Annotated in this window: 12 protein-coding genes and 1 riboswitch; all 12 genes read left to right on the top strand. The window is 36.1% G+C overall.

What is annotated here, in order from left to right:
* Window positions 1-48 precede the first annotated feature (48 nt).
* The 12 genes from Q9Q97_RS06815 (at window position 49) to Q9Q97_RS06870 (ending at window position 14,196) form a co-directional block, all read left to right on the top strand.
* The gene (locus Q9Q97_RS06815) at window positions 49-1,293 is read left to right on the top strand and encodes a sulfate adenylyltransferase subunit 1 (protein WP_306155815.1); all 1,245 of its coding nucleotides are present in this window, start codon (window positions 49-51) and stop codon (window positions 1,291-1,293) included.
* A 67-nt stretch (window positions 1,294-1,360) separates the two neighbouring features.
* A complete protein-coding gene (locus tag Q9Q97_RS06820) occupies window positions 1,361-3,451 on the top strand; it encodes a nitrite reductase (protein WP_306155816.1) in 2,091 nt (696 codons plus the stop codon).
* Window positions 3,444-4,253, top strand: a complete 810-nt coding sequence (cobA, locus tag Q9Q97_RS06825) for a uroporphyrinogen-III C-methyltransferase (RefSeq protein WP_306155817.1) — start codon at window positions 3,444-3,446, stop codon at window positions 4,251-4,253. Before Q9Q97_RS06820 ends, cobA begins: the two co-directional genes overlap by 8 nt.
* 48 nt (window positions 4,254-4,301) lie before the next feature.
* Entirely contained in the window at window positions 4,302-4,883 is a 582-nt protein-coding gene (locus Q9Q97_RS06830) for a bifunctional precorrin-2 dehydrogenase/sirohydrochlorin ferrochelatase (RefSeq protein ID WP_306155818.1), read from the top strand.
* 97 nt (window positions 4,884-4,980) lie between these two features.
* Window positions 4,981-6,033 (top strand): NAD(P)/FAD-dependent oxidoreductase, encoded by a 1,053-nt coding sequence (locus Q9Q97_RS06835; protein ID WP_306155819.1) that lies wholly within the window; start codon window positions 4,981-4,983, stop codon window positions 6,031-6,033.
* 182 nt (window positions 6,034-6,215) lie between these two features.
* Window positions 6,216-6,443, top strand: a complete 228-nt coding sequence (locus Q9Q97_RS06840) for a hypothetical protein (RefSeq protein WP_306155820.1) — start codon at window positions 6,216-6,218, stop codon at window positions 6,441-6,443.
* Window positions 6,434-6,727: a type II toxin-antitoxin system RelE/ParE family toxin gene (locus Q9Q97_RS06845; protein ID WP_306155821.1), complete on the top strand. Its 294-nt coding sequence runs from the start codon at window positions 6,434-6,436 to the stop codon at window positions 6,725-6,727. The genes Q9Q97_RS06840 and Q9Q97_RS06845 overlap by 10 nt, the downstream gene beginning before the upstream one ends.
* A 556-nt stretch (window positions 6,728-7,283) precedes the next feature.
* On the top strand, window positions 7,284-7,418 hold the full coding sequence (locus tag Q9Q97_RS06850; protein ID WP_262700154.1) for a hypothetical protein: 135 nt from the start codon (window positions 7,284-7,286) through the stop codon (window positions 7,416-7,418).
* Window positions 7,419-7,666: 248 nt separating this feature from the next.
* A riboswitch (SAM riboswitch) is annotated at window positions 7,667-7,782 on the top strand.
* Window positions 7,783-8,096: 314 nt separating this feature from the next.
* A complete protein-coding gene (locus tag Q9Q97_RS06855; protein WP_306155822.1) occupies window positions 8,097-9,095 on the top strand; it encodes a homocysteine S-methyltransferase family protein in 999 nt (332 codons plus the stop codon).
* A gap of 577 nt (window positions 9,096-9,672) precedes the next feature.
* A complete protein-coding gene (gene metH / locus Q9Q97_RS06860; RefSeq protein WP_306155823.1) occupies window positions 9,673-12,348 on the top strand; it encodes a methionine synthase in 2,676 nt (891 codons plus the stop codon).
* Window positions 12,349-12,438: 90 nt separating this feature from the next.
* A complete protein-coding gene (gene metF, locus Q9Q97_RS06865; RefSeq protein WP_306155824.1) occupies window positions 12,439-13,395 on the top strand; it encodes a methylenetetrahydrofolate reductase [NAD(P)H] in 957 nt (318 codons plus the stop codon).
* A 132-nt stretch (window positions 13,396-13,527) separates the two neighbouring features.
* Complete coding sequence (locus Q9Q97_RS06870) at window positions 13,528-14,196, top strand: class I SAM-dependent methyltransferase (RefSeq protein WP_306155825.1); 669 nt, start codon at window positions 13,528-13,530, stop codon at window positions 14,194-14,196.
* Window positions 14,197-14,227 lie beyond the last annotated feature (31 nt).

A 14,227-nucleotide genomic window follows, 5' to 3' on the forward strand; every position in this document is an offset into this window, starting at 1 on the left:
CATTAAACTTGAAACAAAATTTTTAAACCTGAAACAAAATATTACAGAATGGACGTTTTAAAAATAGCAACAGCAGGAAGTGTAGATGATGGAAAAAGTACTTTGATCGGAAGATTATTGTACGATACAAAATCGTTGACAACAGATAAAATCGAAGCAATCGAGAAAAGCAGTAAACAAAAAGGATACGATTACCTTGACTTTTCGCTTGCAACAGACGGATTGGTAGCAGAAAGAGAGCAAGGAATTACGATTGACGTTGCACACATTTATTTTTCTACAGCAAAGAAAAGTTACATTATTGCAGATACTCCAGGTCACGTAGAATATACAAGAAACATGGTTACAGGAGCTTCAACTTCTCAGGTTTCTATCATTTTGATCGATGCGAGAAAAGGCGTTATTGAGCAAACTTACCGTCACTTTTTTATCAATAATTTATTGAGAGTAAAAGAAGTAATCGTTGCCATCAATAAAATGGATTTAGTTGATTATTCAGAAGAAGTTTTCAATAAAATCAAAACTGATTTTGAGGCATTAAATGCAAAAAGTACTTTCAAAGAACAAAACGTAAGCTATATTCCGTTAAGTGCAATCAACGGAGGAAATGTAGTTGACAAATCTGAAAACATGCCTTGGTACGATGGACAAACTGTTTTAGAGCATTTAGAAGGATTACATTCTCATGATGTTTACGAAGCAGGAAAAGCACGTTTCCCAGTTCAGACTGTTATTCGTCCAAAAACTGATGAATACCACGATTTTAGAGGATACGCAGGAAAACTATACGGAAATTCTATTAAAGTTGGAGATGCTGTAACAGTTCTTCCTTCATTAACAGAATCTAAAGTTTCTAAAATTCACTTTTTCGATAAATCATTTGACGAAGCTACAGCAGGTTCTTCAGTTACAATCGAATTAGAAAATGATATCAATGTTACGAGAGGTGATATGATTGTAAAATCATCTGAACTTCCAAAAATTGAAAAAGATATTACAACAACGATCTGTTGGATGGACAGTAAAAAACTGGTTGCAGGAACAAAATATTTAGTTCAGCATAACACCAATAGAGTTTTAGCAAAAGTAGAAAGCATTAAAAATACAATTGCAACAGATTATTCTGGAACAACAGAAGCTTCACAATTAGCGATAAACGAGATTGGAGAAGTAACAATCAAATTGAGCAAACCATTGTATTTTGATTCTTATAACGAAAATAAATCAAACGGCGCTTTTATCTTAATTGATACCGCTACCAATACCACAGCAGGAGTTGGATTTATTAAATAGTTGATGGTTTATGGTTTTTTAGAAACCACTAATAAACGACCAACAATAAACCAAAAACAAGAAAGAAATGGAAAGTTTTAGAACAGAAATAGAAAATCCGGTAGTTCAGAAGGAGATTATCGAATTAGAAAAAAAGATTCACTTATTCCGCGGAGGAAAAATTGATGATGAGCGTTTTCGTAGTCTTCGTTTAGCGCGTGGTATCTACGGTCAGCGTCAAGAAGGCGTTCAGATGATTCGTATCAAATTGCCTTATGGTAAAGTGACCAGCGAGCAGTTGAGAAGAATTACTGAAGTTTCAGATAAATATTCGACAGGACGTCTGCACATTACAACACGTCAGGATATCCAGATTCACTATGTGAGCTTGGACAGAACACCTGAACTTTGGTCAGAATTGGCTAAAGATGATATTACATTGCGTGAAGCTTGTGGTAATACCGTTAGAAATATTACAGGAAGCGAATTAGCTGGTGTAGACGTAAACGAACCATTTGATGTTTCGCCTTATGCACACGGTTTGTTTCAATACCTTTTAAGAAATCCAATTTGTCAGGAAATGGGGCGTAAATTTAAAATTTCGTTCTCTTCTTCAGACGAAGATACAGCGTTGAGCTATTTGCACGATTTAGGATTTATTCCAAAAATTAAAGACGGACAAAAAGGATTTAAAGTAGTTTTTGGTGGAGGTTTAGGATCTCAGCCAGCACATGCAGAATTACTTTCGGAATTTATTCCGGTTAACGAAATCATCCCGACAGCAGAAGGAATCATCCGTATTTTTGATAGATATGGTGAGCGCGCCAAAAGAATGAAAGCGCGTATGAAATTCTTAATCAAAGAAATGGGGAAAGATGCTTTTCTTGATTTGGTTGAAAAAGAGAAAAAAGCAATCGCTTTTGAAACATACGAAATCGACACAACTGCTTTTGACGGACCAATTCCAGAACCTGTTTTAGAAGTGCCACAAGTTACAATCGAAGATACAGCAGCTTATGAAGCTTGGAAAAAATCAAATGTAATTGCACAAAAACAAGAAGGCTATTATGCTATCGGAATTAAAGTTTTATTAGGGGATTTTTATACTGATAAAGCGAGATTATTAGCAGATTTAATTAAAAATTACGCAGCAAACGAATTACGTTTTTCATTGCGTCAAAATATTGTAATACGTCACGTAAAAGAAGAGAATTTACCATTCTTTTATCAAGAATTAGCCAAATTAGACTTTGTTCATTTAGGATATAATTCAGTTGGAGATATTACGGCATGTCCTGGTACAGATACTTGCAACTTGGGGATTGCGAGCAGTACAGGTATTGCCGAAGAATTAGAACGAGTTTTAAGTGCAGAATATCCTCAATATTTAAACAACCGCGAAATTGAAATTAAAATTTCAGGCTGTATGAATGCGTGCGGACAACACAATATGTCTGCAATCGGATTCCAAGGAATGTCTATCAACTCAGGAAAACTGGTAGCTCCGGCATTGCAAGTTTTATTGGGTGGCGGAAGATTAGGAAACGGAGAAGGACGTTTTGCTGATAAAGTAATCAAAATTCCAAGCCGTAGAGGACCAGAAGCTTTGCGTACGATCTTAAATGATTTTGACGCTAACGCGAATGGAGAAAAATTCCTAAACTATTACGATGCAAAGGGAGAGAAATATTTCTACGAAATCTTAAAGCCTTTATCTGATGTAACCAACCTAACAGAAGCTGATTTTGTAGATTGGGGTAACGCAGATAATTATGTAAAAGCAGTTGGAGTTGGAGAATGTGCAGGTGTAGTGATCGATTTAGTGGCGACTTTATTATTAGAAGCCAAAGAAAAAATCACTTTTGCACAAGAAGCTTTCGATAACCAAAAATGGTCAGATGCCATTTATCATGCTTACGCAGGATTTGTAAACGGAGCAAAAGCTTTGTTATTGGCAGAAAACCAAAAAACAAATCATCACGCAGGAATCGTAGATTTATTTGACACTGTTTTTATTGACACTAATAAAATAGAGTTGAATTCAACTTTTAAAGACTTGGTTTACCAAATCAATAAAAACGAACCATCTGAAGCTTTCGCTAAAGATTACATTGCTCAGGCAGTAGTTTTCTTTGACAAAATCGAAACTTTCAGAGCACAAGAATTAGCAAATGCATAATATAAAACCAAAAATAACTTTAGTCGGTGCAGGTCCGGGCGATCCCGAATTATTGACGCTAAAAGCTGTAAAAGCACTGGCTGAAGCTAATGTGGTTTTGTACGACGCTCTGGCCAACGAAGAAATTCTGGATTATGCGCCTAAAAACGCTATCAAGATTTTTGTTGGAAAACGAATTGGAAACCATGCTTACACGCAAGATCAAATCAATCAATTGATTGTAGATAATGCATTGACGTATGGAAATGTAGTTCGATTAAAAGGCGGAGATCCGTTTATTTTTGGAAGAGGAAGCGAAGAAATAGAATTTGCAGAAAGTTTCGGAATTGAAACGATTGTTATTCCAGGAATTTCATCCGTAGTTGCAGTTCCAGCGAGTCAGGGAATATCCATTACAAAAAGAGGCGTTTCAGAAAGTTTTTGGGCCATTACAGGCACAACGTCTGACAGAAAATTATCTTCAGATGTAGCTTTGGCCGCGCAATCTTCAGCAACCGTTTTAATCTTAATGGGAATGCATAAACTGCCTCAGATCGTCGATTTGTTTCAAAAAGAAAACAAAGGAAATCTGCCAGTTGCCATTATCCAAAACGGAACAACAGCAGAAGAAAAAGTTGGCGTAGGAACAGTCGATTCGATTTTGGAGATCGTAAAAGAAAAAGAATTAAGTTCTCCAGCAATTATCGTTTTAGGCGAGGTTGTTCGCGAAAGCACTAAATTAAAAGGATTTTACGAAGAATTTTGTCAAAAAAAAGAGTTAGATAAAATGTTCCGTCAGAACCAATTCGTTGGTAAAAAATGATTGATTGAATAAAATCATCTAATTTTGATTGGATGAAAATAAATTAAAATGGAACAAAACGAATTATATCCAATATTTCTAAAGCTTCACAATTTAAATGTATTAATTGTAGGCGGAGGAAATGTAGGTCTGGAAAAGCTTTCTTTCTTGCTTAAGTCAAGTCCGAATGCAAATGTTGAGGTAGTAGCAAAAGAATTTCATTTAGAAATAAAAGTTCTCGCAGAGCAGCATCCTTCGATAAAATTGACAAAATCGAAGTTTAAAAAGAAAATGCTCAAAAAGCGCCACATGGTAATTGCTTGTACAGACAATCTTGAAGTCAATAAAAGAGTGTACGACTTGGCCAGAAAGCGTTATTTGATTTGCAATATTGCCGACACGCCAGATTTATGTGATTATTATTTGGGCGGAATCGTTACGAAAGGAAATGTCAAAATTGCCATTTCGACCAATGGAAAATCGCCGACAACAGCCAAAAGGCTTAGAGAGTTTTTTGAAGAAGTAATTCCGGAAGACATCAATCAAATGGTTGAGAATCTGAATGAATACCGAAAAACGCTCAAAGGCAATTTTGAAGAGAAGGTTAAACGAATGAATGAGATCACTTCTTCATTAAAAAATAGAGAGTAAAAAGGTTTCGGAAAGAAATAAATGATAAAAATCATTGAAAGTACAAGGATTTATTCGTTTCTTTGCGTTATTAAGAATGATTATAAACAACACCATAATGATTAAAACAGATATACTTATAATTGGAGCAGGACCAACAGGTTTATTTGCCGTATTCGAGGCAGGATTATTAAAATTAAAATGTCACATTCTTGATGCTTTACCGCAAGCAGGAGGACAGCTTTCAGAATTATATCCTAAGAAGCCAATTTATGATATTCCTGGATTCCCAGAAGTTTTAGCTGGAGACCTAATCGATGGACTAATGGAGCAGATTAAACAATTTGAGCCAGGTTTTACTTTAGGAGAGCGTGCAGAAACAATCGAAAAACAAGAAGACGGAACTTTTATCGTAACGTCTAATAAAGGAACTAAATTCCACGCGCCAGTTATTGCAATCGCTGGAGGTTTAGGAAGTTTTGAGCCTCGTAAGCCACTTATTGAAGATATCGAGTTTTATGAAGATAAAGGAGTAAAATACTTCATCAAAAATCCTGAGAAATTTAGAGATAAAAGAGTTGTTATTGCAGGAGGAGGAGATTCAGCATTAGATTGGTCAATTTTCTTAGCAAATGTAGCCTCAGAAGTAACTTTAATTCACAGAAGAAATGAATTTAGAGGAGCTTTAGACTCTGTAGAAAAAGTACAGGAATTAAAATCAGCTGGAAAAATCAAATTAATTACGCCAGCAGAAGTAATCGGAATCAACGGTGCTGAGCACGTAGAATCTTTGGATATCGAAGAAAACGGAGCACACCGCAAAATCGAATGCGACTATTTTATCCCACTTTTCGGATTAACACCAAAATTAGGTCCAATTGGAGACTGGGGATTAGAAATCGAGAAAAATGCAATCAAAGTAAACAACGCTTTAGATTATCAAACTAATATTCCAGGAATCTTCGCAATTGGAGATATCAACACGTATCCAGGAAAATTAAAATTAATCCTTTGCGGATTCCACGAAGCAACATTAATGTGTCAAGCGGCGTATGGAATCATCAATCCAGGTAAAAAATACGTATTGAAATATACAACAGTTTCTGGAGTAGACGGTTTCGATGGAACTCGTAAAGAAGCACCAAAAGCGGTTGTGAAGGCGATAGTCTAAGCTTCTAAGGTGCTGAGGTTCTAAGATACTAAGGCGCTAAGGTTTTTTTATATAGTAAAGCTCAAACTTTTTAAAAGTTTGGGCTTTTTTATTAAGCTAAATTTTAACTAAGGAGCTTAGCAACTTAGAACCTTAGTAGCTTAAAAAAGCTTATCTTTGTGTTTATATAAATTTTGATTATCATGAATTTAGAAGCAAGAAAATATCAATTTATCCAAGAGTTGGTTAAGGTAGAAGATGAAAGTGTATTAGAAAAATTGGAATTGGTATTGAAAGCAAATCAAAACGATTGGTTTGATGATTTATCCAAATCAGAACAAGACGAAATCCAATTAGGAATAGAACAAGCTGATAAAGGAGAATTAACTAGCCACGAAGACGTGATGAAAAGATTCTCAAAATGGCATTAAAAATTTTATGGACAGCTCAAGCCATAAAAGGTTTTGACAAAGTTGTTGATTACTTAGAAGCAAAATGGACAGCTAGAGAAATTTTGAATCTTGAAAATAATATTCAACAAGTTGTTAATCAGATTAAAATTAATCCCGAACAATTTCCAAAATCTCTCAAGAAAAAATCATTACACAAAGCAATTATAGATAAAAATAATTATTTGGTTTACAGAGTGATTCAAGAAAGTGAAACCGTAGAGATTATTAATTTTAGAGGAACAAAGCAGAAACCTAAACACTAAAAGTAAGAAAATATAGTTAAGCCCAAACTTTTTAAAAGTTGGGGCTTTTTTTATTTATCATTTTGTAGAATCCCAGAGGGATGACATATTTATAGAACAGAAATGGATACCCATTAGATAGCTCCAGCGGAGCGATATTATCTAAATAATGTGTCGCTCCGCTGGAGCTTTTATCGGATGGTTAAAATATTTTCTATAAATATTATTCTCTTCAAGAGCATATATTAAACAATCAAATTCAAACATTGCCCACGGTTTCAATAGTGGGTACGCAATGCAAATCACGCTACGTAAATTAAACACGTTTCCCACGGTTGAAACCGTGGGCAATGTTCTAAAATCTTTGTGTTTGCAAAACTAAATAAATCAAAATATAGATTTTTCACCTTAGTCCCTTAGAACCTTAGCGCCTCAGAAGCTTAAAAAAACATCACATTAACTTAATCTTATTTCCTTTGACCCGACATAATGAGATGCTAGCTTTGCATTGTAAAATAATATTTTGAAGAATCAATATAAAGTGCTAACTTTAAGAATGTATTAAAAATTATCTACTATGAGCAAATGGGATGAAGAAACACTACTCGAAGAAAAGTCCAAAAATGACAACGAAATGAAAATGACAGATAATGAATTTACAGATCATCAAGAAGTCATGGACACATTTCTTAATTGGGACAGAAGTTTTTAAAAAGCTTTCTGATAAAAGAACAACACACTCAAATTTATTGAGTCGACAGCAAAAAAATAGACAAAAGCTCAAACTTTATTTATAAGTTTGAGCTTTTCGTTTTTAACCTTTTAACCTTTGTAGCTTAGCAACTTAGTCGCTTTACAAAAAAACTTAGAACCTCCGAACCTTAGCAGCTTAGAATCTTAAAAAAAACTTGCAATTACCGCCTTTATGTCGTTACTTTGCAGCGTTCATAATTTTATTGAAAGTTATCACGAAAGGCGGAGGGATAGACCCAATGAAACCTTAGCAACCCTTTACCATAAAGAAGGTGCTAAATTCTACTTTATACTGTAAACACAGTAACTAAGATAGATAACACAAATACAAGCAGTATTTCTCAAAACTTTTCCTGACAACATTACAACATAATTTCACTGAAATAATTTTTAGTGAAAGGAGCGAATCATTGGCGCATTTTTGCCGTCATGAGTTCCCGCTGTCCGCAATATCTTTTATTCTGAACCCCAGAATAAAAGGATATTTGCTCCCATCGGGGCTAAAAAGCCATCAATTGTGAACTTTTGGAATTAAAATAATAAAAATACTAGAAACGAAACCTTTAGGTTTTGTTTCGAATTAAAAAAGCTCAGCACTTTGCACCTTTGTGACTTTGTGCCTTTGCGACTTAAAATTATGTCAATACAACAAGCAATAAAAGAAAGAATCCTGATTCTAGACGGAGCAATGGGAACCATGTTACAACGTTACAACTTCTCAGAAGAAGATTTCCGTGGCGAACGTTTCAAAGACTTTCCGCATCCATTAAAAGGAAATAACGATTTATTATCACTTACACAGCCACATGCAATACGTGCTGTACACGCCGCGTATTACGAAGCAGGAGCAGATATCGTAGAAACCAACACTTTCTCTGGAACTACAATCGGTATGGCCGATTATTTCATGGAAGATTTGGTTTACGAATTAAACTACGAATCGGCAAGAATCGCCCATGAAGTAGCCGACGAATTCACAGCCAAAAATCCAGCAAAACCACGTTTCGTAGCCGGTTCTATTGGACCGACAAACCGTACGGCAAGTATGTCACCAGACGTAAACGATCCAGGTTACAGAGCCGTGACTTTTGACGATTTAAGAATTGCTTACAAACAACAAGTGGAAGCTCTATTAGACGGAGGTTGCGATTTGCTTTTAGTAGAAACGATTTTCGATACATTAAATGCAAAAGCAGCACTTTTTGCCATCGAAGAAGTAAAAGAGGAACGTAATATCGATGTGCCAATTATGGTTTCAGGAACGATTACAGACGCTTCAGGAAGAACACTTTCTGGACAGACAGTTGAAGCTTTCTTGATTTCAGTTTCGCATATTCCGTTATTGAGCGTTGGTTTCAATTGCGCTTTAGGAGCCGATTTGTTGAAACCATATTTAAAAACATTAGCACAGCATACAAGTTTTAATGTTTCAGCGCATCCAAATGCAGGATTACCAAACGCATTCGGACAATACGATGAAACGCCAGAACAAACTCAGGCTTTCATCAAAGAATATTTAGATGATAATTTAATCAATATCATCGGAGGATGTTGCGGAACAACGCCAGATCATATCCGATTAATGGCTGAAGTTGCGAAGGATTATAAGCCTAGAGTGGCGCCGGTTTTAGAGTAACGTTTCGTTTTCTGCAAAGTTTTCAAAACCTTGTAGGTATGATTTGTTGATGTATAAAGAGTACAAACCTACAAGGTTTTGAAAACCTTGCAGGTTAGCCAAAAGCAAAAAAGTTCCGTAGGAACGACCGATTTTGTAGCAACGGAATTTATTCCGTTGAAGAGACGATCGAAGAAATGAGTTTCATCGGAACGGTGCATATAATATTCATCCGCTGGCGAGAGCTTCCAGCTCGTGCCTACAAAGTAAGATTTAAAATAAAAATAGCATTGAAAGTGCACGAGCGTGACGCTCGCGCCAGCAAAAGAAAAATATTAAAGTTTCGGAGAAATATAATTTATTATGAAACCGAGTTTGCGTGAGGGATAGAAGTGGAAAGCCCACAGCCTGACGAAGGAAGAGCGAGGACTTGTAACGAATAGCCCGACCCGCTTTTTTCAAGCGGGACACGCCCAAAATAAGATTATAGAAAACGTAAATACCTACAAGGTTTCAAAAACCTTGCAGGAAAAGAAATAAAGAATAAGAATAAAAACTCAGAACCTAAGAACCTTAGGAACTTAGTACCTTAAAGAAAATGACTGAAAAAAGAAGAGACCTTGTATTATCAGGATTAGAACCGTTGATTATTACGCCCGAAAGTGTTTTTGTAAACGTTGGAGAGCGTACAAACGTTACCGGTTCGCGAAAATTCCTTCGATTAATCAAGGAAGAGAAGTATGATGAGGCACTTGATATCGCAAGACAGCAGGTAGAAGGAGGAGCGCAGATTATCGATATCAACATGGACGAAGGAATGTTGGATGGTGTAACAGCTATGACTAAATTCCTAAACTTAATTGCGGCAGAACCAGATATTTCGAGAGTGCCGATTATGATCGACAGTTCGAAATGGGAAATTATTGAGGCTGGATTAAAAGTAGTTCAGGGAAAAAGTGTCGTAAACTCAATCTCATTAAAAGAAGGAGAAGAAGCTTTTATTCATCATGCCAAATTGATCAAACGTTACGGTGCGGCAGCGATTGTGATGGCTTTTGACGAAGTTGGTCAGGCAGATAATTATGACCGTAGAGTCGAGATTTGCCAGCGTTCATATGATATTTTAGTAAACAAAGTTGATTTTCCGCCTCAGGATATCATTTTCGATTTGAATATTTTCCCTGTTGCAACTGGAATGGAAGAACACCGTTTGAATGCGTTGGACTTCTTTAGAGGGACAAAATGGGTTCGTGAAAACCTTCCACACGCGCATATTAGTGGTGGAGTGAGTAACGTTTCGTTTTCATTTAGAGGAAACGATGTGGTTCGTGAAGCGATGCACTCGGTTTTCTTATACCACGCGATCAAAAATGGAATGACGATGGGAATCGTTAACCCAGAAATGCTGACGATTTACGATGATATTCCAAAAGATTTATTAGAACACGTTGAAGATGTAATTTTAGATAGACGCGACGATGCGACTGAAAGACTTCTGGATTTTGCAGAGAATGTAAAAGGAGAAGTAAAAAGCGACGAAAAAGCCGTTCAGGAATGGCGTTTAGGATCGGTTCAGGATCGTATTACGCATTCTTTGGTAAAAGGAATTGATGCTTTTATCGAAGAAGATGTTGAAGAAGCACGTTTGGCAGCCACAAAACCAATCGAAGTTATTGAAATCAATTTGATGGCTGGAATGAATGTGGTAGGAGATTTATTCGGAAGCGGAAAAATGTTCTTACCTCAGGTTGTAAAATCGGCTCGTGTAATGAAAAAAGCGGTTGCTTATTTATTGCCTTTTATTGAAGAAAGCAAACAAGCTGGAGATAAACAAGGAAATGGAAAAATCCTGATGGCGACTGTAAAAGGTGACGTTCACGATATTGGAAAAAACATCGTTTCGGTAGTTTTGGCTTGTAATAATTACGAAATTGTAGACTTAGGTGTAATGGTTCCTCCGGAGAAAATCATTGCAGCGGCGATTGAACATGAAGTAGACATTATCGGTCTAAGCGGACTAATCACACCTTCGCTTGACGAAATGGTTTATTTGGCCAAAGAATTAGATAAACAAGGAATTAAAATCCCGATTATGATTGGTGGGGCGACGACTTCGCGTGCACATACAGCCGTGAAAATTGCGCCTCAATACAGAGAAACGGTAATTCACGTAAACGATGCTTCGAGAGCCGTTACCGTTGCCGGAAACCTGTTAGATCATAACCGAAAAATATATGCAGCTGATATTCGTGCAGAATATGACAATTTCAGAGAAACATTTTTAAATCGTTCGAGAGATAAAAATTTCTTGACAATTGAAGATGCCCGTAAAAACAAATTGCAATTAGACTGGAGTGAATATACTCCGACGAAACCGAAGAAAATTGGTGCACAAGTTATTGAAGTAGAATTAGATGTTTTGGTTCCCTATATCGACTGGACGCCATTTTTCCAGACTTGGGAATTGTACGGAAAATATCCTGCGATTTTAACCGATGAGGTTGTGGGTGAACAAGCAACTTCTGTTTTCAACGATGCTCAAGCAATGCTGAAAGTTATTTTGGAAGAGAAAAAACTGCAGGCAAAAGGTATTTATGGAATTTTTCCTTGTAATCAAGTTGATGACGACGATATCGAATTGCGTGATGAAAACGGAAAAGTTTTAGAGAAGTTTTTGACTTTAAGAGTACAATCTCAAAAAACAAAAGGCGCACCAAATCCAGCTTTAGCCGATTTTATTCTGCCAAAAGAAAGCGGTATCGATGATTATATGGGAGCTTTCTGTGTAACAACCGGTTTTGGAGTAGACGAATGGGCGGCTGAATACGAGAAAAATCTTGACGATTATAATTCGATTATGGTTAAAGCGCTTGCCGATCGTTTCGCTGAGGCTTTCGCCGAATATCTTCACGAGAGAGTGCGTAAAGATTTCTGGGGTTACGACTCAGAAGAGTCTTTAACTAACGAAGAATTAATTAAAGAATCGTATAAAGGAATCCGTCCTGCGCCAGGTTATCCAGCTTGTCCAGATCACTTGGAGAAACCAACGATTTGGAAGCTTTTGGATGTTGAAAAACAAACGGGAGTGAAGTTGACAGAAAGTATGGCGATGTGGCCAGCTTCTTCAGTTTCTGGATATTATTTCGGAAATCCAAAAAGTCGATATTTCGGTCTCGGAAAAATAAAAGAAGATCAGGTTACAGATTACGCTAAACGCCGAAATGTGCCACTAGAATACGCTCAAAAATGGTTAAACCCTAATATAGCAGACTAACAAAGTTATTTTAGTTTCATGTTTAAAGTTTCAAGTTACTGTAGAGAACTTGAAACCTGAAACCTGAAACTTTAAAACCAAAAATAAATAATGAAAGTAACAGAACATATAGAAAACGCCAAAGGAAAAACATTATTCTCATTTGAAATTATTCCGCCTCAAAAGGGGAAAAGCATTCAGGAATTATACGATAATATCGATCCGTTGATGGAGTTTAATCCGCCGTTTATTGATGTAACGACTTCTCGCGAAGAATACATTTACATTGATAAAGGAAACGGACTTTTAGACAAAAAACTGACTCGTATGCGTCCGGGAACGCTTGGAATTTGCGCTTCTATAAAACATAAATATAATGTCGATACAGTTCCGCATTTGCTTTGCGGAGGTTTTACAAAAGAAGAAACCGAATATGTACTGGTTGATTGTCATTATTTAGGAATCAATAACGTAATGGCGCTTCGTGGTGATGCTATGAAAGATGAACAGTCTTTTGTGCCAAAAGCGGGAGGAAATCATTATGCAATTGATTTGGTGAAACAAATTAAAAATTTAAACTGCGGACAATATTTGCACGAAGTAATCGATACCGATAATAGAGCCGATTTCTGTATTGGAGTTGCGGGTTATCCAGAAAAACATTTAGAGTCTCCTTCTTTACAATCGGATTTAAAAAGATTAAAAGAAAAGGTTGATGCAGGTGCTGATTATGTGGTAACGCAGATGTTTTTTGATAATGCTAAATATTTTGCTTTCGTAGAAAAAGCAAGAGAAATGGGTATCACAATTCCGATTATTCCTGGAATTAAGCCAATTGCAGTTCAAAGACATTTACAAGTTTTGCCACAAATTTTTAGAATCGATTTGCCAGAAGATTTAATCGATGCAGTAGACAAATGCAAAAATAACGCTGAAATCAAACAAGTTGGAATCGAGTGGGCGGTTCAGCAGTCATTAGAATTAAAAGCAGCTGGAGTTCCGTTTTTACACTATTATTCAATGGGTAAATCGGAAAATATTAGACAGATTGCTAGTCAGGTTTTTTAACGTCATTGCGAGGAACGAAGCAATCTCACTAGGTATTTTCTTTGCTGATTTTGTAAATGTGGTTGCTTCGTTCCTCGCAATGACAAACATAACGTGGAATTGTTTAATTTAGAAGTTTAAAATTTTCATATCATGAAAGACGAAGAATTACAAGCCATAGCTTCTCAATTGAAACATCCTTCTGGAGAAAAAGGAATTGAAATGGGCAATATGATGAACGAAACGAACATCACTATGACCAAACATTCCATCCAAAATTTAAATATTTTAAAGGAAAATAAAATTCTTGAATTAGGTCACGGAAACGCTGGCCATGTCGAATTTCTTTTCGAACAAGCCAAAGACTTAAAATATTACGGACTCGAAATGTCGGACTTGATGTTTCAGGAAGCGCGTAAAATCAACAGAAATTTTGTTTCTCAAAAACAAGCTTTCTTTTCACTTTATGACGGAAATAAAATTCCTTTTGAAGATGAAACTTTCGATAAAGTATTCACAGTAAATACGATTTATTTTTGGCAGAAACCAGAAGATTTACTTTCAGAAATTTACAGAGTTTTAAAACCGAATGGTAATTTCTGTCTGACTTTTGCTGAAGAAGATTTCATGAAAAAACTTCCGTTTACACAATTTGAGTTCGAACTTTATAGCACTCAAAAAGCGCAGGATTTAATTGCAAAATCAGATTTTAAAATTGTTTACAAAGAAACTCAGACCGAAAAAATAAAAAACAAAACAGGCGAACTGGTTGACAGGGCTTTTACCACTATTGTCTTAGAAAAGTCTTTTAAATCATTTTAATCTGCGGCATTAAATTTAGTTGCTTTTAAGT

The sequence above is a fragment of the Flavobacterium sp. DG2-3 genome (assembly GCF_030730925.1).
In the GTDB taxonomy this organism is placed as follows: domain Bacteria; phylum Bacteroidota; class Bacteroidia; order Flavobacteriales; family Flavobacteriaceae; genus Flavobacterium.

Coding starts and splice junctions, on each gene's coding strand:
- Q9Q97_RS06815 (WP_306155815.1), top strand. CDS start 49: ATGGACGTTTTAAAAATAGCAACAGCAGGAAGTGTAGATGATGGAAAA.
- Q9Q97_RS06820 (WP_306155816.1), top strand. CDS start 1,361: ATGGAAAGTTTTAGAACAGAAATAGAAAATCCGGTAGTTCAGAAGGAG.
- cobA (WP_306155817.1), top strand. CDS start 3,444: ATGCATAATATAAAACCAAAAATAACTTTAGTCGGTGCAGGTCCGGGC.
- Q9Q97_RS06830 (WP_306155818.1), top strand. CDS start 4,302: ATGGAACAAAACGAATTATATCCAATATTTCTAAAGCTTCACAATTTA.
- Q9Q97_RS06835 (WP_306155819.1), top strand. CDS start 4,981: ATGATTAAAACAGATATACTTATAATTGGAGCAGGACCAACAGGTTTA.
- Q9Q97_RS06840 (WP_306155820.1), top strand. CDS start 6,216: ATGAATTTAGAAGCAAGAAAATATCAATTTATCCAAGAGTTGGTTAAG.
- Q9Q97_RS06845 (WP_306155821.1), top strand. CDS start 6,434: ATGGCATTAAAAATTTTATGGACAGCTCAAGCCATAAAAGGTTTTGAC.
- Q9Q97_RS06850 (WP_262700154.1), top strand. CDS start 7,284: ATGAGCAAATGGGATGAAGAAACACTACTCGAAGAAAAGTCCAAAAAT.
- Q9Q97_RS06855 (WP_306155822.1), top strand. CDS start 8,097: ATGTCAATACAACAAGCAATAAAAGAAAGAATCCTGATTCTAGACGGA.
- metH (WP_306155823.1), top strand. CDS start 9,673: ATGACTGAAAAAAGAAGAGACCTTGTATTATCAGGATTAGAACCGTTG.
- metF (WP_306155824.1), top strand. CDS start 12,439: ATGAAAGTAACAGAACATATAGAAAACGCCAAAGGAAAAACATTATTC.
- Q9Q97_RS06870 (WP_306155825.1), top strand. CDS start 13,528: ATGAAAGACGAAGAATTACAAGCCATAGCTTCTCAATTGAAACATCCT.